Source organism: Pseudomonas morbosilactucae (assembly GCF_023241715.1).
Lineage (GTDB): Bacteria > Pseudomonadota > Gammaproteobacteria > Pseudomonadales > Pseudomonadaceae > Aquipseudomonas > Aquipseudomonas morbosilactucae.
On sequence record NZ_JALQCW010000028.1, the window covers coordinates 17,160 to 34,989 of the forward strand.

A 17,830-nucleotide genomic window follows, 5' to 3' on the forward strand; every position below is an offset into this window, starting at 1 on the left:
GGCGCTCAGCTTGAGGGCTTATCGCCGGCAAGCCGGCTCCTACGCAGGGGTGTGTTGAGGTGATGGTTGCTGAAAAAAAATGCCCCGCACTTGGCGGGGCATTTTCATTTCCGGGCGAGGGTGATTACAGGCCGTCGAGCATGGCCTTGTTGCGCACGGCGCCCTTGTCGGCGCTGGTGGCCAGCAGGGCGTAGGCCTTCAACGCGGTGGTCACTTTACGTGGACGCTTCTCGACCGGTTTCCAGCCTTTCTTGTCCTGTTCGATCCGGCGTGCGGCCAGTTCTTCGTCGCTGATCAACAGGTTGATCGAGCGGTTCGGAATGTCGATCAGTACCTTGTCGCCGTCCTGCACCAGGCCGATGGCACCGCCAGCAGCGGCTTCTGGAGACGCGTGGCCGATGGACAGGCCCGAGGTGCCGCCAGAGAAACGGCCGTCGGTCAGCAGGGCACAGGCTTTGCCCAGCCCCTTGGACTTCAGGTACGACGTCGGGTACAGCATTTCCTGCATGCCCGGGCCGCCTTTCGGGCCTTCGTAACGGATGATCACGATGTCGCCGGCCTTCACTTCGTCGGCGAGGATGCCGCGCACGGCGCTGTCCTGGCTTTCGAAGATCTTGGCGTTGCCTTCGAACACGTGGATCGACTCGTCGACGCCAGCGGTTTTCACCACGCAGCCGTCCAGGGCAATGTTGCCGTAGAGCACGGCCAGGCCGCCTTCTTTGGAGTAGGCGTGTTCGACGCTGCGGATGCAGCCGTTTTCACGGTCGTCGTCCAGGGTTTCCCAACGGGTCGACTGGCTGAATGCGGTCTGGGTCGGGATGCCTGCCGGGCCAGCCTTGAAGAAGTGATGCACGGCTTCGTCGGTGGTCTGGGTGATGTCCCACTTGGCGATGCCTTCGGCCATGGAGGTGCTGTGCACGGTCGGCAGGTCGGTGTGCAGCAGGCCGCCACGGGCCAGGGAACCGAGGATGCTGAAGATGCCGCCGGCGCGGTGCACGTCTTCCATGTGGTACTTCTGGATGTTCGGCGCGACTTTGCACAGTTGCGGCACGTGGCGCGAAAGACGGTCGATGTCGCGCAGGTCGAAATCGATCTCGGCTTCCTGGGCGGCGGCCAGCAAGTGCAGGATGGTGTTGGTGGAACCGCCCATGGCGATGTCCAGGGTCATGGCGTTTTCGAACGCCTTGAAGTTGGCAATGTTGCGCGGCAACACCGACACATCGTTGTCGCCGTAGTAGCGCTTGCACAGCTCGACAATGGTGCGCCCGGCCTGCAGGAACAGCTGCTCGCGGTCGCTGTGGGTGGCCAGGGTCGAACCGTTGCCCGGCAGGGCGAGCCCCAAGGCTTCCACCAGGCAGTTCATCGAGTTGGCGGTGAACATGCCGGAGCACGAACCGCACGTCGGGCAGGCGCTGCGCTCGTACTCGGCAACCTTCTCGTCAGAAGCGCTGGAGTCGGCGGCGATCACCATGGCGTCCACCAGGTCGAGGCCGTGGGAAGCGAGCTTGGTCTTGCCGGCTTCCATTGGGCCGCCAGAAACGAAGATCACCGGGATGTTCAGGCGCAGGGCGGCCATCAGCATGCCAGGGGTGATCTTGTCGCAGTTGGAGATGCAGACGATGGCGTCGGCGCAGTGGGCGTTGACCATGTACTCGACGGAGTCGGCGATGATCTCGCGGCTCGGCAGCGAATACAGCATGCCGTCGTGGCCCATGGCGATGCCGTCGTCCACGGCGATGGTGTTGAATTCCTTGGCCACGCCACCGGCCCGTTCGATTTCCCGGGCGACCAGTTGGCCCAGGTCTTTCAGGTGCACGTGGCCCGGTACGAACTGGGTGAAGGAGTTGGCAATGGCGATGATCGGCTTCTTGAAGTCGTCATCTTTCATCCCCGTGGCGCGCCACAGTGCGCGGGCGCCGGCCATGTTGCGGCCGTGGGTGGATGTTTTCGAGCGGTAATCAGGCATGGAGCACTCCGGGCGGCTAATCAGGGAACAAATGGGGAGTGAGCTTCTATTGACCTTGGGAACACTCAGAAATGGCCGTGTGTCCGAAAGCTGCCGATGACGCCGCGGGATCGCCGCGCGCCTCAGCCTGAGCTCATAAACCCGCCGGGGGATGAATGGCGATGAATCCGCCGATTCTACACCGCTGGCGTCAGGAAGGAACGTTGTGGCCGCTCTGCGGTTTGCGATCGCCTGCTGCCGGGTGGTGGGACGCTGGGTTAGACTGCGCGCCCCCCGATCACACTCCAATGGAACTGGAATGTCTGCGACGCTTCGAACCTTGAGATTTTACCTGGCCATGGGGCTGACCCAGGGCCTGTTGTTGATGGCTGTCTGGCTCTCCAACACAGAGTCCGTCGGGGTAATGGCCGCGAGCAGCGCGGGGCTGTTGATGGGCGGCGGCCTGTTGCAACTGCTGCCGGAACGTCGCAGCCATGGGCGGACCTGGTTGGCGGCGGGGGGCTTGGCCCTGGTGGCGGCAGGCCTGGTCCTGGCGTGTCGCGGGCTGCCGTTGACCTTACTGGTGCTGAGCAGCGTGGCGGCGGGGCTGGTCCTGCTGACCCTGATCAGTGCGGCCGTGTTGCCGGGGCTGGCGCACTTCTGGCGGCGTTTCTTGGGTCTCGGGCTATGGGTGGCGCTGGCCTTGCCATTGCCCTGGCTCGCCCAGGCCCTGTTCAAAGCCTGGACCCGCAGCCATTACCGCGACCCGTTCAAGGGCGGTTGGGAGGGGCTGGTGTTCTTTGCCGGGCCAACCCTGGCGTTCTCCCTGGGCCTGTTCCTGATCGGCCTGTGCGGTGCTGCGGTGTTACGGCGTCACACTATGGCGGCGAGCCACTAGTGCTGCCGGTCTTCACAAAAGGATTTGCAATGCCCGTGCTGAATCGCTCCCTGTTGTTCTATATCGCCATCGCTCTGGTCCAGGGGGCGCTGCTGAGCGTTAGCCTGTCCTTGCGCCGGATCGAACTCTATACCTTCGTCGGCACGCTGGCGGTGGTGGCCGGGATCAACCTGCAACTGCTCGGCAGTGACGTGCGCCAGCGTGGCACCTGGGCTCTGGTCGTGGGCTTGAGCCTGTTGCTGGCCGGGCTGTCCGGCTGGGTAATGATCCACGATGCCTACGGCTGGATGGGGAGCCTTTGGCCGTTCATGTGGCTGGTGCTGACCTACATCGGCACCGCGTTTATCCTCAGTTGGCCGACTCGCGAGGGCCATCGCCCGCGCTATCAAGATCTGTTCCGGCACGCCTGGAACAATGCGTTCATCGTGCTCCTGGCGCTGCTGGTGACCCTGGCTTTCAGCCTGCTGCTGTGGTTGTGCGGGCGTCTGTTCAGCATTCTTGGCGTGCCCCAGCTGGGCGATCTGTTTACCTCGTCGTACTTCCTCTGTTTCAGCCTGCCCCTGTTTTTTTCCCTGGGCATGCGCATGGGTCGTGAAAACGAAAAGGTCATTGGCCTGCTGCGGGGCATCCTGCTGACGGTGTGCCGTTATTTGTTGCCACTCAGCGCGCTGATCACCGTGATTTTCAGCCTGGCGTTGGTGTTCAGTGGCCTGCAGCCGATCTGGGCCACGGGCTATTCGACGCCAATCCTGCTGGTGCTGGTGGGTTCGGTGCTGCTGTTGCTCAATGGTGTGTTCCAGGACGGTCGGCAAGCCCTGCCTTATCCGCGCCCGTTGTTGCGCCTGGTTGAACTGAGCCTGCTGTGCCTGCCGTTGCTGGCGGGGTTGGCGACTTACTCCAGCTGGTTGCGCGTCGAGCAATATGGCTTGTCCCCGCAACGATTCCTGGGCGTGCTGCTGACGCTGGTGGTGGGCGCCTATGCCTTGGCGGCCGCCTGGGCGGTGGTGTTGCGCTCCCAGCCCTGGCTCAACAGCCTGCGCATCAGTAACCCGTTGTTGGCGGTGCTTTGCTGTGCCCTGTTGCTGGCGCTGAATACGCCGCTGCTCAATCCCCTGCGCCTGAGCGCCGAGGATCAAGTTGGGCGCCTGCGGTCGGGCGCCCTCAAGCCGGAAGCCTTCGATGTCCGGGCCTTGCGGTTTGACCTGGGCAAGCCCGGCGAGCAGGCGTTCGATGCCTTGCGGGCCGATCTTGAGCAGGGGCGCATCCTGGACGCCGATGGGCGTGAGGCCTTGCGCAGGCGGATCGGCGTTGAGGCCCAGAGTTATAAGGAGCAATACACCGAGGAGCAAGCACGGCGGCGGCAATTGCCCCTGGAGTGGCTGGGGCCCAAGCCGCCGGGCAGCGAGCAGTTTGTCGAGCTCAGCCTGGAATCCGGTTCCCCGTGCGAGACCCATGGCTGTGCCCTGTGGGCGGTGGACCTGGACTTGGACGGGCAAGCCGAAGTGGTTGCCCTGGCCCTTGAGGTAGCCGCCGACACCGAGAGTTCGTCGCGCATTTATGCCCGGCGCGAGGATGGCCTCTGGGTGGAAAACGGCGAGCTGCTTTGGGGCCAGATGCGCGGCGTCATGGACGTGAAGGTGCTGATCGAAGACATTCGCAAAGGCCGGGTCAAGGTGACCCAGCCGCGTTATCAGCAATTGCAGTCCAGCGACATGTTGCTCACGCCGTTGCTGCGCGAGTAATGGATTGAGGCCGCCACCCTGGCGGTCGATGGTTTAAGCACCTGGCTCCCCTTGCGTGGGGCCGGTGCTGGTCGACCACGGGCCATTGGCCCTAGACTTCGTGCCCTCGCACGCTCCCACAAAAGGATTTGCAATGCCTGCGCCGAACCACTCGCTGTTGTTTTACCTGGTCATCGCCCTGGTCCAGGGGCTGTTGTTTGTCAGTGGCCAGATGCATGACGTGCCTGCACTGGCCTTTGCCTGCTGCACCTTGGCCGTGGTGGGCGGGGTCAACTTGCAACTGCTTGGCCGGGCCGCCTGGCAACGGGGCACCTGGTGCCTGGTCATCGCCTTGAGCCTGCTGATGGCCGGGTTCAGCCTGTCGTTGTATGCGACAGAAAACTACAGCTGGTTATGGGCTCGCTGGCACCTGGCATCGGTGGTGCTGCTGTACATCGGCACGGCCTTTATTCTCAGCTGGCCGACCCGCGAAGGCCTGTGCCCGCGTTACCAGGACCTGTTCCGGCACGCCTGGAACAACGCCTTTATCGTGTTGCTGGCCAGCCTGGTGACTTTGGCCTTCTTCCTGTTGCTGTGGTTGTGCGGCAAGTTGTTCTCGATCCTGGGCATGCCCCAACTGAGCCAACTGTTCGCCTCACGCTACTTTCTGTCATTCAGCGTTCCGCTGTTCTTCTCCCTGGGCATGCGCATGGGCCTGGAGAACGAAAAGGTCATCGGCCTGCTGCGGGGCATCCTGCTGACGGTGTGCCGTTACCTGTTGCCGCTCAGCGCGCTGATTGCCGTGATCTTCACCCTGGCCCTGGTGTTCAGTGGCCTGCAGCCGATCTGGGACACCGGGTATTCCACGGCCATCCTGCTGTGCTTGGTGGCCGCCAACCTGTTTCTGCTCAACGGTGTGTTCCAGGACGGCGAGCAGGATGCGGGTTACGCCCGGCCGCTGAAGTTCCTGGTCAACGCCAGTCTGTTCTGCCAACCCTTGCTGGTGCTGCTGGGCGGCTATTCGACGTGGTTGCGTATTGATCAATACGGCCTGACGCCCCAGCGTTTCCTGGCCATGCTCCTGGTTATCCTGGCCCTGGTGCACAGCCTGGCGGCATTGTGGGCGGTGCTGGCCCGGCAGCCGGTCTGGCTGGGCAGCCTGCGGCGCAGCAACCCGTGGATTGCGGTGTTGAGCTTTGTGGTGCTGATCCTGGTGTTCACGCCGCTGCTGAACCCGCTGGCGTTCAGTGCTCGCAGCCAGGTCGAGCGTGTGGTGAATGGCCTGACGCCGGTGGAGGAATTCGATGCCCGATTGCTGCGCTACCACCTGGGCCAGCCGGGCGAGGAGCAGTTCGAGGCGCTGCTCAAGCGTGTGCAGGAGGGGCAGGTGCTTGATGAGGCTGGCCGCCAGCGCCTGGCGGAACGGATGCAGGAGTCAACGACCCAGCGTTGGGCGCAGGAAGAAGAAAAGCCCAAAGTCGAATGGTTGAGCCCGGAGCCGGAGGGCAGCGGGCAGATTCTCCAGTCCCAGGGAGCCGACAATCAGTGCGGCCGGCGCGGTTGTGTGGCCTGGGCGGTGGACCTGGACAGCGACGGTCATGACGAAGTCTTGCTGATTTCCAAGAACCAGTGGGCGTCCTCTGCGGCGCTGTTTGTGCAGCAAAAGCCCGGTGTGTGGCAGGAAGCGGGCAAGCTGGAAGGCCTGCAGGATACGCCGCTGCTGATCGAACAGATCCGTCGCGGCACAGCCACCTTGGTGACGCCGCGCTACAAAGTCCCGAAAGTGGACGGGGTAGAGTTGAACTTGAGGCTCTACAACCTGCGCGACTGAGCAGGCGAGCAAAAAAATCCCGGCACATGGCCGGGATTTTTGCATCAGGGCTGCACTCAGCTGTTAGGCAGCAGGCGGCAGGTGATGCTCTTGATATAGCGGGTTTCCTGGATGGCCGGGTGCACCGGGTGATCCGGGCCTTGGCCGCCGCGTTCCAGCATCTGGATATTGCGGTCCAGGTGACGGGCGCTGGTCAGCAGGATGTTCTGCAGGTCGTCTTCCGGCAAATGCATGGAGCACGAAGCGCTGACCAGGATGCCGTCCTTGCTCAGCAGGCGCATGGCTTGCTCGTTCAGGCGGCGGTAGGCGCCTTCGCCGTTCTTCATGTCTTTCTTGCGTTTGATGAAGGCGGGCGGGTCGGCGACGATCACGTCGAAACGCTCTTCGCTGGCCTTGAGTTCTTTCAGGGCTTCGAACACGTCGCCTTCGATGCAGGTCATCTTCTCGGCCACGCCGTTCAGCGCCGCGTTGCGCTCGACGCCGTCGAGGGCGAAGGCGGATGCGTCGACGCAGAACACTTCACTGGCGCCAAACGCCGCCGCTTGCACGCCCCAGCCGCCAATGTAGCTGTACAGGTCGAGTACGCGCTTGCCTTTGGCGTAGGGCGCCAGGCGAGCGCGGTTCATGCGGTGGTCGTAGAACCAGCCGGTTTTCTGACCCTGGATCACCGGGGCTTCGAACTTCACGCCGTTTTCTTCCAGGGCAACCCACTCCGGCACCAGGCCGAATACGGTTTCCACGTAACGCTCCAGGCCTTCGGCATCACGCGCGGCGGAGTCGTTCTTGAACAGGATGCCGCTGGGCTTGAGCACCTGGACCAGGGCGGCGATCACGTCGTCCTTGTGCGCTTCCATGGTCGCGGAGGCGAGCTGCACCACCAGGATGTCGCCGAAGCGGTCCACCACCAGGCCCGGCAGCAGGTCGGAGTCACCGTAGACCAGGCGGTAGAACGGCTTGTCGAACAGGCGCTCACGCAGGGATAGGGCCACGTTGATGCGGTGCACCAGCAGCGATTTGTCCAGGGCCAGCTTGGCATCGCGGGACAGCAGGCGAGCGCAGATCAGGTTGTTCGGGCTCATGGCCACGATCCCCAGCGGCTTGCCGCCGGCGGCTTCCAGGACTGCCTGGTCGCCTGCCTTGAAGCCGTGGAGCGGGGTGGCGGCTACATCGATTTCGTTGCTGTAGACCCACAGGTGACCGGCGCGCAGGCGGCGATCGGCATTGGCTTTGAGGCGCAGGCTTGGCAGGGACATGACGTCGCTCCGGGAAAAAAGGGCGCGAGTATAACCCGTTAGCGATCAGGCGCGTGGGTGGCTGGACCTGTGGTGGTGGGGCGGTTGTGTAAAGTTCCTGTCCATGTGGGCCACTTTTGCGCGTTAGGGGTTAGAATCGCCGCCTATTCCAGAGTGTGTACTTATGTCCCAAGAACTCTCCGAAGAGCAGATTCAGCAAGCCCTGCAAGGTATCAGCGTGCCGCCTCAACCGCAGATCATGGTGGATTTGCAGATGGAGCAGTACATGCCCGACCCCGACCTGGAGGTGATCGCCAAGCTGATCTCCCAGGACCCTGGCCTGTCCGGCGCCTTGTTGAAGATCGTCAACTCGCCGTATTACGGCTTGAGCAACAAGATTGCCTCGATCCAGCGCGCGGTGAACTTGCTGGGCAGCCGCTCGATCATCAACCTGATCAACGCGCAGTCGATCAAGGGCGAGATGAGCGACGAGACCATCGTCACCCTCAACCGCTTCTGGGACACCGCCCAGGACGTCGCCATGACTTGCCTGACCCTGGCCAAGCGCACCGGCTCCCAGGCCATCGACGAAGCCTACGCCTTAGGGTTGTTTCACGATTGTGGCGTGCCGCTGATGCTCAAGCGCTTCCCCAACTACATGACTGTGCTGGAAGAAGCCTACGGCAGCGCCGGGCCGCAGAACCGCGTGGTGGACACCGAGAACCGGGCGTTCAACACCAACCATGCGGTGGTCGGCTATTACACCGCCAAGTCCTGGCGCCTGCCGGAGCACGTGACCAACGCCATCGCCAATCACCACAATGCCCTGGCGATCTTCAGCGACGAGTCCTCGCGCAACAGCCAACTGAAGAACCTGCTGGCGATCCTCAAGATGGCCGAGCACATCTGTGCGTCCTACCGGGTGCTGGGCAACCAGTCCGAGGACCATGAGTGGCAGGCTGTCGGGCCGCTGGTGCTGGATTATGTCGGGCTGTCGGACTACGACTTCGAGAACCTCAAGGAAACCGTGCGCGAACTGGGCGCGCACTGATTCTTTACCGCTTGCCGAGTCTCTGAGGGGCCCATGCCTGAATTACCCGAAGTCGAAACCACCCGGCGCGGTATCGCGCCGCACCTGGAGGGGCAGCGCGTCAGCCGCGTGATCGTGCGTGACCGGCGCTTGCGCTGGCCGATCCCCGAAGACCTGGATGTGCGCCTGTCCGGGCAGCGCATTGTGCTGGTGGAGCGGCGGGCCAAGTACCTGCTGATCCAGGCCGAGGTCGGCACCCTGATCAGCCACCTGGGCATGTCCGGCAACCTGCGCCTGGTGGAAGCCGGGCTGCCGGCGGCCAAGCACGAGCATGTGGACATCGAACTGGAGTCGGGCCTGGCCCTGCGCTACACCGATCCCCGGCGCTTTGGCGCGATGCTCTGGAGCCTGGACCCGCTCAACCACGAGTTGCTGGTGCGCCTGGGGCCGGAGCCGCTGACGGACCTGTTCGATGGCGAACGCCTCTACCAGCTGTCCCGAGGGCGTTCCATGGCGGTCAAGCCGTTCATCATGGACAACGCAGTGGTGGTCGGGGTGGGCAATATCTACGCGACCGAGGCCCTGTTCGCCGCTGGCATCGACCCGCGTCGCGAAGCTAAGGGCATTTCCCGGGCGCGGTACTTGAAGCTGGCGATCGAGATCAAGCGCATCCTGGCGGCGGCCATCGAGCGGGGCGGCACCACCTTGCGCGACTTTATCGGTGGCGACGGCCAGCCGGGCTACTTCCAGCAGGAACTGTTCGTCTACGGGCGTGGCGGGGAGCACTGCAAGGTCTGTGGTACAGGCCTGCGGGAGATCAAACTGGGGCAGCGGGCCAGCGTTTATTGCCCGCGTTGCCAGAGCTGAAAACGCTTCGCCGACACGTCGGCTCCTACAAAGGGTGGTGTCTGTAGGGGCCGGCTTGCCGGCGAAAATGTTCTAAAAGACGGCAAATGCCTCAAGCCTTACCGGTGATCTTCCGGTATTTGGCCATCAACTCTTCTTCGGTTTCCGGACGGGCTTCGTCCAGCGGAATGCAATCCACCGGGCATACCTGCTGGCACTGCGGTTCGTCGTAGTGGCCAACGCACTGGGTGCACAGGCTCGGGTCGATGACGTAGATTTCTTCGCCCTGGGAAATGGCGGCGTTCGGGCACTCGGGTTCGCAGACGTCGCAATTGATGCAATCGTCGGTGATGATCAGGGACATGGGGCACTCCGGCCAGGGCGGCAGGCCCGGGCATTTGAAAAACCAATGGGCGCAATTGTGCCGCATTGGCGCCCGCAGTGCACGCGGGCGCGATGGGCTGTGCCGCTTACTTCTTGAAGCGCAGGGTCAGGGCGTCCGCCACGGCAGGGTGGACGAATTTGCTGATGTCGCCGCCCAGGGCTGCAATTTCCCGGACCAGGGTCGAGGAAATGAACGAATAACGCTCCGACGGGGTGAGGAACAGGCTTTCCACGTCTGGGGCCAGTTGGCGGTTCATATTGGCCAGCTGGAATTCGTATTCGAAGTCCGACACCGCCCGCAGCCCACGCAGGAACACATTGGCGTTCTGCTCTTTGGCGAAATGCGCCAACAGGGTGGAGAAACCGACGACTTCAACGTTCGGCAGGTGTTTGGTGACCTCGCGGGCCAGCTCTACCCGCTGTTCCAGGGGGAACAAAGGGTTTTTCTTCGGGCTGGCGGCGACAGCGATAATCACGTGGTCGAACAGGCGCGCGGCGCGTTCGACCAGATCGCCATGGCCCTTGGTAATAGGGTCGAAGGTACCTGGGTACAACACTCGGTTCATCGCGTCGTCCTGGCGGGAGTCCGTTGGGGAGTCGGATGGTATCGCAGCCTTTCCGGTCGGCCAAGTCGCCTGTTACGGAAGAAAGCACTATAGACGCGACGAATAAGCGTCTTTTCAAGGATTTTTCAGGCGTTCGGCCAAGGCCGTGGCCAGTTGCGCGGTCAGCCCATAGACCGACAGCTGGGGGTTGGCGCCGATGCTGGTGGGAAACAGCGAGCCATCGTGAATCGACAAGTTCTGCAGTTGGTGGTGGCGCCCCAGGCTGTCGGTGACGGCATTTTTCGGGTTTTCGCCCATGGCGCAACCGCCCATGACGTGGGCGCTGCCCAGGCGGGTGCGGTACAGCTCCAGGCTCAGGCCGTCGATCATGCTTTTGGCCTCGGCCAGGGTTTTGACGAAGTGTGCGTCGCTGTGCAGCGGCATCACTGCCTTGGCGCCGCCGGCGAACTGGATCTGCGCCATGCTGTGGAAGGCCCGGCGCAGGCCGTCCCAGGTGTAGGGCGACACCGGGTAGTCGAGCACCGGGGTGTTGTCGCTGCGCAATTCGACGCTACCGCCGATGCTGTCGGGGTGAAAGCCGTCCCGCAGCAGCGCCAGCATGGCGTGGGTGTGGGGCAGTTGTTCCATTCTCAGGGCGCTCTGGGGGCCGAAGCCGCCCAACAAGGTGCTGGCCAGGGCCGGTTGCAGGGGTGGTACTTCGAGCTTGTAGGACATTTTTCCGGTGGTGCCGTCCAGCCATTGGAAGTGGTCGGAGTAGATCGACTGCGGCGCGCCGTAGAACGGGTTGATCACCTCATCGAACTGCCCGGCGGAGAAGTTCACCAAATGCAGGAAGGTCCGCTTGCCCAGGCGCGAGTGAGGGTCGGGTGCGTCGGAGCGCAATAGCAGGGCCGGGCTGTTGATGCCGCCGCCGGACAGCACGTAGTGCCTGGCTTTGACTGTGATACGGCGCGCGGTGGGGGCCACGCAGCGTGAGTCCATGGCCATGCATTCCAGGCCGCTGACCTTGTCATCCTTGATCTGCAGGCGCTCCGCCCGCGCCAGGTACAGCAACTCGCCGCCGTGCTCCAGGGTGGCCGGGATGGTGGTCACCAGCATGGATTGCTTGGCATTGGTCGGGCAGCCCAGGCCGCAATAACCCAGGTTCCAGCAGCCGCGCACGTTGCGCGGGATCACGTGCCAGCTGTAGCCGAGCTGTTCGCAGCCTTTGCGGACCACGTCGTTGTTGGCGTTGGGAGGAATCATCCAGGGGGCGACGCCGAGACGTTGCTCCATCTTCTCGAACCAGGGCGCCATTTCGCTGCTGCTGTGGCCTTTCACGTCGTGCTCCGCGGCCCAATGCTCCAGGGTCGGGTCCGGGGTGCGAAAGCTCGATGTCCAGTTGATCAACGTGGTGCCGCCCACGGCGCGGCCCTGGAGGATGGTGATGGCGCCGTCCTTGCTCATGCGCCCGATGCCTTCCTGATAAAGGCTGGTGTAGGCCTGGTCTTCGAGCATCTTGAAATCGCTGCTGGTTTTCAGCGGGCCTTCCTCAATCAACAGCACCTTGTAGCCGGCGGCGCTGAGGATTTCCGCGGTGGTCCCGCCGCCGGCGCCGCTGCCGATGATGGCGACGTCGGCTTCCAGGGTCAGGTCCTGTTCGAGTTGTGAGGCGTTGTAGGTTTTCCAGCCGCGGGCCAGGCCTTCGCGGAACAGATCAGGGACGGGCATATCGGGCGCTCTCTTTTTATTGTGGTGTCGCAGCCATGGCGCGGGTCAGACCGTGGGCGGGCCTGGATAACCGCAATGGGCCCAGGATTCGGCGCGGCTGTACCAGGCCATCATCACCAGTTGCAGCAGCGAGGCGTGGCCCATGCGCAGCAGGGACAAGGCGCTGTTTTCCCAGCGCTGGAGAAAGCGCCGGATGTCCTCGGCGCTGGCGTTTTCCCAACGGCCCCAGATGCCGGTCAGGGGCCCGCGCGTCACGGCCATGCCCAGTACGTCGAACAGTTGGCGGGTGAGCTTGAGCATCTCTGGCGACAGGTGATCCAGGGCGTTGTCCAGGCATTTGAGGGTGCCTTCGATGGCCGCCGGCATTGCCGTGGCCGTGACTGCACCGTCGAGCATCACCGGGACCAGCGCCCGCAGAAATGGCAGGTCGCCACTGCGCAGGTTGGCGAAGCCGCTGGCTGGGGTGCTGGCGGAACAGCCGCTGAGGCTGGCACCGAGACCAGCCGTGGCGAGGAAGGCACTGGCGCAGAGGCCGATTTTCAGCAGGCCGCGCCGTGACAGCGCGGGTGATTCAGACAGGCTTGGGGTCATTGTTGTTATTACCCGATGGTTATTACCCGGCGAGGTGCTGGTCAACGAATGAACAGCTTCTGGATCAGTTTCTGGATGGCGTTGCCGTAAGGCGGGTAAATCAGGCGCGCCGCATTCAAGCGTTGCTTGGTCAGCACGCCCTTGGCCTTGCTGAAGGTCAAGAAGCCTTCATGGCCGTGGTAGTGGCCCATGCCGGACTGGCCAATGCCGCCGAAGGGCAGGTCGTCCTGGGCCACGTGCAGCAAGGTGTCGTTGAGACAGACGCCGCCGGAGTGGGTCTCGTTGAGCACCCGGTTCTGCTCGCCCTTGTCATAGCCGAAGTAATACAGCGCCAGGGGCCTTGGGCGCTGGTTGATGTAGGCAAAGGCCTGGTCCAGGGTCTTGTAGGGCACCACGGGCAGGATCGGGCCGAAGATTTCGTCCTGCATCACCGTCATGTCGTCGCTGACGTTGAGCAGCAGGCTGTGGCCCATGCGCCGCTCCTGGTTCTGCTCGAAGATCGGCATCAGCAACGCGCCCTTGCCGGTGGCGTCGCTGAGGTAGCTGTTGAGCCGGGCCAGTTGCCGGGGGTTGATGATCGCGGTGTAGTCCGGGTTGTCCTGGAGCTTGGGATAGAAGCCGCGCACGGCCTTGCGGTAGGCCTCGACGAAGGCGCCGATGCGGTCTTCCGGCACCAGCACGTAGTCGGGGGCCACGCAGGTCTGCCCGGCGTTGAGGGTCTTGCCGAAGGCGATGCGCTCGGCGGCGTCCTTGAGGGGCACGTCGCTGGAGACGATGGCCGGGGACTTGCCGCCCAGTTCCAGGGTCACCGGGGTCAGGTTCTCGGCGGCGGCACGCATCACGTGTTTGCCGATGCTGGTGGCACCGGTGAACAGCAGGTGATCAAAGCGCAGCCTGGAAAAGGCCATGCCCACTTCCGCCTCGCCCAGCACCACGCACACCAGGTCTTCGGGAAAGATCCGCGCCAGCAGGCTCTTGAGCAACTGGCCGGTGGCCGGGGTCGACTCGCTGAGCTTGAGCATCACCCGGTTGCCGGCGGCCAGCGCGCCCACCAGCGGGCCAATGGCCAGGTACAGCGGGTAGTTCCACGGCACGATGACCCCAACCACCCCCAACGGTTGGTAGATGACCTTGGCCGAGGCGGGCTGAAACGCCAGGCCGACCTTGCGCCGCGAGGCTTTCATCCAGCCCTTGAGGTGTTTGTTGGCGTAGTGGATGCCGTGCAGGCTGGGCATCAGTTCGGCAAGCAGGGTTTCATCGGCGCTGCGGTTGCTGAAGTCCTGGCTGATGGCGTCGATCAGCGCCTGGCGTTCGTTGCTGAGCAGGGTCGAGAGGCTTTTGAGCCACTGCTGGCGTTGCGCCGCAGGGGGCATGGGGTTGGCCGCGTAGGCTTGGCGCTGGGCGGCAAACAGCGTGTCGAGCGCGTCCGGGTGCTGATGGGAATCCTGTAGGTAAGCGATTTCGGCAGGCATGGACGGCTCCAGTGATTTGGGGGTGGCTAGTTTTTAGAGTTTATACTCTAATTTGTCAAATTCTACTCCAGACGGTCTGCGATTTATCCGGTCGAGGATAGGTCGTAAGATGCCGACCAGCCTTTTCAGTGAGTAAAGCTCAAGCCCATGGCCCCACGGATCAAAACTCGCGAACGCATCGTCCAGAACAGCCTCGAGCTGTTCAATCAGTTGGGCGAACGCACTGTCAGCACCAACCATATTGCGGCGCATATGGCGATCTCCCCGGGCAACCTGTACTACCACTTCCCCAATAAGCAGGCGATCATCGCCGTGCTGTTCCAGGAGTACGAAACCCTAGTGGACAGCTTCCTGCGCCCGCCCCAGGAGCGTCCGGTGACTGTGGAAGACAAGCGCCATTACCTGCAGGCGCTGCTGGTCGGCATGTGGCGATACCGTTTCTTGCACCGTGACCTGGAGCACCTGCTCGACAGCGACCCCGAGCTGGCGGCGCGTTATCAACGCTTCTCCCAGCGCTGCCTGGTCCAGGGCGCGGCCATCTACGAGCGGTTCGTCGAGGCCGATATCCTGGCCATGGACAAGGTGCAGATCGAAGCCCTGACCCTCAATGCCTGGATCATCCTCACGTCCTGGGTGCGCTTTCTGTGCACCACCCGGGAAAACTCCGCCCACCTCAGTGAACAAGCGATGAAGCGTGGGGTTTACCAAGTGCTGGTGCTGGAGGCCGGGTTTGTCACCGAGCAGGCCCGGGAGGCGGTCAAGCGTCTGTTCGAGGAGTTTTATGTGCCCCTGGCCCAGGCGCTGGAAGAAGTGCAGTAGGATCAATCCCTGACCCATTCACAGGAGCCCGCTATGCCCATTGCGCAACTGATCAGCCCGCTTGCCCTGGACCAGAGGAAAGAGCAGCCCGGCCTGGTGATTCTGGACTGCCGCTTTGCCCTGGAGGACCCCGACTACGGGCAGCGCAGCTATAGCGAAGGGCATATTGCCGGGGCGCATTTTGCCGACCTGGAGCGTGACCTCAGCGGGCCGGTGAGCAAGGGCCTGACCGGGCGCCACCCGTTGCCCCAGGCGGAGCCATTGCTGGCGCGCCTGCGGGCCTGGGGCATCGAGGCGAACAGCGACATCGTGCTGTATGACGACGGTCCCGGCGCCTTTGCCGCACGGGCCTGGTGGTTGCTGGCCTGGCTGGGCAAGCGCGATGGCGTGTTTATCCTCGATGGCGGCCTCAAGGCGTGGCACGGCGCCGGCTTGCCCCTGAGCCTGGATGCCCCGTCCAGTGTGCCCGGCAGCTTTGTCGGCCAGCCCGACAACCGCTTGCTGCTCAGCGCCGAACAACTGCAGCAGCGCCTGGGCCAGCCGGAGCTGACCTTGCTCGATGCCCGTGCCTTGCCGCGTTTTCGCGGTGAAGTCGAGCCGATCGACCCCGTGGCCGGGCATATTCCCGGTGCCCAATGTGCAGCCTTCAGCGACAACCTGGGCAGCGACGGGCGCTTCCTACCGGCGGAGCAGCTCAAGCAGCGCTTCGCCGCCCAGTTGGGCAATCGTTCGGTGGACGGGCTGGTGGCCTATTGCGGCTCGGGCGTGACCGCCTGCCACAACCTGTTTGCCCTGTGCCTGGCGGGTTACCCCTTGGCGCAGCTGTACGCGGGTTCTTGGAGCGAGTGGATCACCGACCCCCAGCGAGCCATCGCCACCGGTGACTGAACCCATGATGGCGCGGCGCCAAGGGCCGCCGGTTCCTAGAGCACGGCGGCGCGATAGGCCGCTGGCGCCACGCCATACACCTGCTTGAACTGCCGGCTGAGGTGACTCTGGTCGGCGAAGCCCAATTGAGTTGCCACTTCCAGCGGCAGGCAGCCGTCGCGTAACAGTGCCCGGGCTTTGGCGATCCGTTGCTGCATCAGCCAGGTATGGGGTGGAACCCCGGTGGCGCGGCGAAACACCCGGGCGAAGTGAAAGGGCGACAGATTTACCGCTGCGCCCAGCTCTTCCAGGGACGGCGGGGCCGCCAATTGGGCGCGCAACAACTCTTTGGCCTGGACGATGGCCCGGTGTTCCTGCCCCGGTTGCCGCGGGCTGTTGACCCCGGCATGACGCTGCAACAGCTGAAGCATCATTTCCCGCCACAGGGTTTGCTGCTGCAGGGCAGTGGCCGGGCTTTCCAGCAGGTGGTGCAGGCGGCAGAACCCGCTGACCAGGTCCGGGTCGCGGTACAGGGTGGCGCCGAAGGCCGGCAGCGGGTCGCTGGGCAGTTCCAGCTCGTCGAGCAGGGTCACGATCTGCTGGTTATCCGGGTAAAACGCCCGGTACAGCCAGCCGTTCTCGGTGCCTTTGGCGCCGGTGTGCAATTCGTCCGGGTTGATCAGCACCAGGGTGCCGCTGCCCGCCAAGTGTTCCGCGCCGCGATAACGGTAGCGTTGGGCGCCGGCCATGATCATGCCGATCACGAAACCATCGTGAACGTGGGGCACGAAGCGCTGCTCGATGTAGCGCGCTGACAGCAATTCGACCCCCGCCAGCGGTGCGCTTTGCCAGAACCGGATGGATTCGCCCTGAGTGCCGTCCATGGGTCAGTGCCGCTCCAGGCCGGCCAGCCACTCTGGAATCCGCCGCTCCAGGTAGTAACCGGGGTGTTGCAGCGAGCCCTCGACAAAGCCCACGTGTCCGCCCTTGGTCTGCAACTCGAACTCAGTGCTGGGCGACAATTCCTCGGCCAGCGGCAGGCTGTGGGGGAAGACAAAGGGATCGTCCGCTGCCTGGATGATCAGGGTCGGGCTGTGGATCTGCCCGAGGAAATAACGGCTGGACGCGCGGCGGTAGTAATCCGTGGCGTCGGTAAAGCCGTGCAGCGGTGCGGTGACCCGGCCGTCGAAATCCCAGAAGGTACGCATCTTCTCCAGGGAGCCGAGGTTGGCCAGGGTGGCCAGGCCCTCATGGCGCCCGTCGTGCTGGAAGCGGCGTTGCTTGTCCCTGATATAGGCCAGCATCTGGCGCATGAAGTGCGCTTGGTAGACCTTGGAGAACCCCTGGCCGATACGGTCCGCGCACTGGTCCAGGCGAAACGGCACCGACACCGCCACTGCACCCCGCAGCGGGCTGTCGGCGGCCCGTTCCCCCAGGTACTTGAGCAGCACATTGCCGCCCAGGGAGTAGCCCACGGCGTACAACGGCGCCAGTGGCCGTTGGGCCCGCAGGTGATCGATGGCGGCGGCCAGGTCTTCGCTGGCGCCGGAGTGATAGCTGCGGGGCAACAGGTTGGGCTCGCCGGAGCAGCCGCGCCAATTCAGTGCCGCACTGGCCCAGCCTCGAGTCGCCAGGGCTTTTTGCAGGCCCGCCACGTACGGCGAGTTGGACGAGCCGGTCAGGCCATGCAGCACCAGCACCAAGGGCGCGTCCGCCGTATGCGGGCCGTGCCAGTCCAGGTCGAGAAAATCGCCGTCTTCGAGCCACAGGCGCTCACGCGGGCGTTCCAGGTGCGTGGTTTTGCGCCACAACGGGCCCCACAGGGTCTGCAGGTGCGGGTTGCCGAGGCCGAAGGCAGGAGAGAAGGGGGCGGCAGGCGATAGGGGCACGGTGATTCTCAAGGGCAGCGGTGCGCAGC

16 protein-coding genes are annotated in these 17,830 nt (G+C 63.8%); 7 read left to right on the forward strand and 9 right to left on the reverse strand.

What is annotated here, in order from left to right:
• Nucleotides 1-124 precede the first annotated feature (124 nt).
• A complete protein-coding gene (ilvD, locus tag M1B34_RS12605) occupies nt 125-1,966 on the reverse strand; it encodes a dihydroxy-acid dehydratase (RefSeq protein WP_123327664.1) in 1,842 nt (613 codons plus the stop codon).
• 298 nt (nt 1,967-2,264) lie between these two features.
• Between ilvD and M1B34_RS12610 the strand changes: the two genes are divergently transcribed.
• The 3 genes from M1B34_RS12610 (at nt 2,265) to M1B34_RS12620 (ending at nt 6,395) form a co-directional block, all read left to right on the forward strand.
• Nucleotides 2,265-2,843, forward strand: coding sequence for a hypothetical protein (locus M1B34_RS12610; RefSeq protein ID WP_123327663.1), 579 nt, complete (start codon nt 2,265-2,267; stop codon nt 2,841-2,843).
• 29 nt (nt 2,844-2,872) lie between these two features.
• Nucleotides 2,873-4,585, forward strand: a complete 1,713-nt coding sequence (locus M1B34_RS12615; protein ID WP_268265314.1) for a DUF4153 domain-containing protein — start codon at nt 2,873-2,875, stop codon at nt 4,583-4,585.
• A 133-nt stretch (nt 4,586-4,718) separates the two neighbouring features.
• Nucleotides 4,719-6,395, forward strand: coding sequence for a DUF4153 domain-containing protein (locus M1B34_RS12620; RefSeq protein WP_268265315.1), 1,677 nt, complete (start codon nt 4,719-4,721; stop codon nt 6,393-6,395).
• Nucleotides 6,396-6,451: 56 nt separating this feature from the next.
• Here the strand turns inward: M1B34_RS12620 and M1B34_RS12625 are convergent, their stop codons facing one another.
• Nucleotides 6,452-7,648 carry a class I SAM-dependent rRNA methyltransferase gene (locus M1B34_RS12625; protein ID WP_123327660.1) on the reverse strand — a complete coding sequence of 399 codons (1,197 nt, stop codon included), beginning with the start codon at nt 7,646-7,648 and terminating at the stop codon, nt 6,452-6,454.
• 217 nt (nt 7,649-7,865) lie between these two features.
• Here M1B34_RS12625 and M1B34_RS12630 point away from each other — a divergent pair, with 217 nt between their 5' ends.
• On the forward strand, nt 7,866-8,678 hold the full coding sequence (locus tag M1B34_RS12630) for an HDOD domain-containing protein (RefSeq protein WP_185039041.1): 813 nt from the start codon (nt 7,866-7,868) through the stop codon (nt 8,676-8,678).
• A 33-nt stretch (nt 8,679-8,711) separates the two neighbouring features.
• Nucleotides 8,712-9,524 carry a bifunctional DNA-formamidopyrimidine glycosylase/DNA-(apurinic or apyrimidinic site) lyase gene (mutM, locus tag M1B34_RS12635; RefSeq protein ID WP_268262715.1) on the forward strand — a complete coding sequence of 271 codons (813 nt, stop codon included), beginning with the start codon at nt 8,712-8,714 and terminating at the stop codon, nt 9,522-9,524.
• A gap of 91 nt (nt 9,525-9,615) precedes the next feature.
• Here mutM and M1B34_RS12640 read toward each other — a convergent pair whose 3' ends face one another.
• The 5 genes from M1B34_RS12640 to M1B34_RS12660 form a co-directional block, all read right to left on the reverse strand.
• Complete coding sequence (locus tag M1B34_RS12640; RefSeq protein ID WP_123327657.1) at nt 9,616-9,867, reverse strand: YfhL family 4Fe-4S dicluster ferredoxin; 252 nt, start codon at nt 9,865-9,867, stop codon at nt 9,616-9,618.
• 106 nt (nt 9,868-9,973) lie between these two features.
• On the reverse strand, nt 9,974-10,453 hold the full coding sequence (coaD, locus tag M1B34_RS12645) for a pantetheine-phosphate adenylyltransferase (protein WP_123327656.1): 480 nt from the start codon (nt 10,451-10,453) through the stop codon (nt 9,974-9,976).
• A gap of 114 nt (nt 10,454-10,567) precedes the next feature.
• Nucleotides 10,568-12,163: a GMC family oxidoreductase gene (locus M1B34_RS12650; RefSeq protein ID WP_268265316.1), complete on the reverse strand. Its 1,596-nt coding sequence runs from the start codon at nt 12,161-12,163 to the stop codon at nt 10,568-10,570.
• 45 nt (nt 12,164-12,208) lie between these two features.
• Nucleotides 12,209-12,754: a twin-arginine translocation pathway signal protein gene (locus M1B34_RS12655; RefSeq protein WP_268265317.1), complete on the reverse strand. Its 546-nt coding sequence runs from the start codon at nt 12,752-12,754 to the stop codon at nt 12,209-12,211.
• Nucleotides 12,755-12,795: 41 nt separating this feature from the next.
• Entirely contained in the window at nt 12,796-14,226 is a 1,431-nt protein-coding gene (locus tag M1B34_RS12660; protein ID WP_123327653.1) for a coniferyl aldehyde dehydrogenase, read from the reverse strand.
• A gap of 147 nt (nt 14,227-14,373) precedes the next feature.
• Here M1B34_RS12660 and M1B34_RS12665 point away from each other — a divergent pair, with 147 nt between their 5' ends.
• Together M1B34_RS12665 and M1B34_RS12670 are read left to right on the forward strand one after the other, a co-directional pair.
• A complete protein-coding gene (locus M1B34_RS12665) occupies nt 14,374-15,045 on the forward strand; it encodes a TetR/AcrR family transcriptional regulator (RefSeq protein ID WP_268262717.1) in 672 nt (223 codons plus the stop codon).
• Nucleotides 15,046-15,078: 33 nt separating this feature from the next.
• Nucleotides 15,079-15,933: a sulfurtransferase gene (locus tag M1B34_RS12670; RefSeq protein ID WP_268265318.1), complete on the forward strand. Its 855-nt coding sequence runs from the start codon at nt 15,079-15,081 to the stop codon at nt 15,931-15,933.
• Between the two features lie 35 nt (nt 15,934-15,968).
• Here the strand turns inward: M1B34_RS12670 and M1B34_RS12675 are convergent, their stop codons facing one another.
• Nucleotides 15,969-16,796 carry an AraC family transcriptional regulator gene (locus M1B34_RS12675; protein WP_123327650.1) on the reverse strand — a complete coding sequence of 276 codons (828 nt, stop codon included), beginning with the start codon at nt 16,794-16,796 and terminating at the stop codon, nt 15,969-15,971.
• Nucleotides 16,797-16,799: 3 nt separating this feature from the next.
• Nucleotides 16,800-17,801, reverse strand: coding sequence for a hydrolase (locus M1B34_RS12680; protein WP_268265319.1), 1,002 nt, complete (start codon nt 17,799-17,801; stop codon nt 16,800-16,802).
• Nucleotides 17,802-17,830: the final 29 nt, after the last annotated feature.

Coding starts and splice junctions, on each gene's coding strand:
- M1B34_RS12625 (WP_123327660.1), bottom strand. CDS start 7,648: ATGTCCCTGCCAAGCCTGCGCCTCAAAGCCAATGCCGATCGCCGCCTG.
- mutM (WP_268262715.1), top strand. CDS start 8,712: ATGCCTGAATTACCCGAAGTCGAAACCACCCGGCGCGGTATCGCGCCG.
- M1B34_RS12640 (WP_123327657.1), bottom strand. CDS start 9,867: ATGTCCCTGATCATCACCGACGATTGCATCAATTGCGACGTCTGCGAA.
- M1B34_RS12665 (WP_268262717.1), top strand. CDS start 14,374: ATGGCCCCACGGATCAAAACTCGCGAACGCATCGTCCAGAACAGCCTC.
- M1B34_RS12615 (WP_268265314.1), top strand. CDS start 2,873: ATGCCCGTGCTGAATCGCTCCCTGTTGTTCTATATCGCCATCGCTCTG.
- coaD (WP_123327656.1), bottom strand. CDS start 10,453: ATGAACCGAGTGTTGTACCCAGGTACCTTCGACCCTATTACCAAGGGC.
- ilvD (WP_123327664.1), bottom strand. CDS start 1,966: ATGCCTGATTACCGCTCGAAAACATCCACCCACGGCCGCAACATGGCC.
- M1B34_RS12610 (WP_123327663.1), top strand. CDS start 2,265: ATGTCTGCGACGCTTCGAACCTTGAGATTTTACCTGGCCATGGGGCTG.
- M1B34_RS12670 (WP_268265318.1), top strand. CDS start 15,079: ATGCCCATTGCGCAACTGATCAGCCCGCTTGCCCTGGACCAGAGGAAA.
- M1B34_RS12675 (WP_123327650.1), bottom strand. CDS start 16,796: ATGGACGGCACTCAGGGCGAATCCATCCGGTTCTGGCAAAGCGCACCG.
- M1B34_RS12655 (WP_268265317.1), bottom strand. CDS start 12,754: ATGACCCCAAGCCTGTCTGAATCACCCGCGCTGTCACGGCGCGGCCTG.
- M1B34_RS12660 (WP_123327653.1), bottom strand. CDS start 14,226: ATGCCTGCCGAAATCGCTTACCTACAGGATTCCCATCAGCACCCGGAC.
- M1B34_RS12650 (WP_268265316.1), bottom strand. CDS start 12,163: ATGCCCGTCCCTGATCTGTTCCGCGAAGGCCTGGCCCGCGGCTGGAAA.
- M1B34_RS12620 (WP_268265315.1), top strand. CDS start 4,719: ATGCCTGCGCCGAACCACTCGCTGTTGTTTTACCTGGTCATCGCCCTG.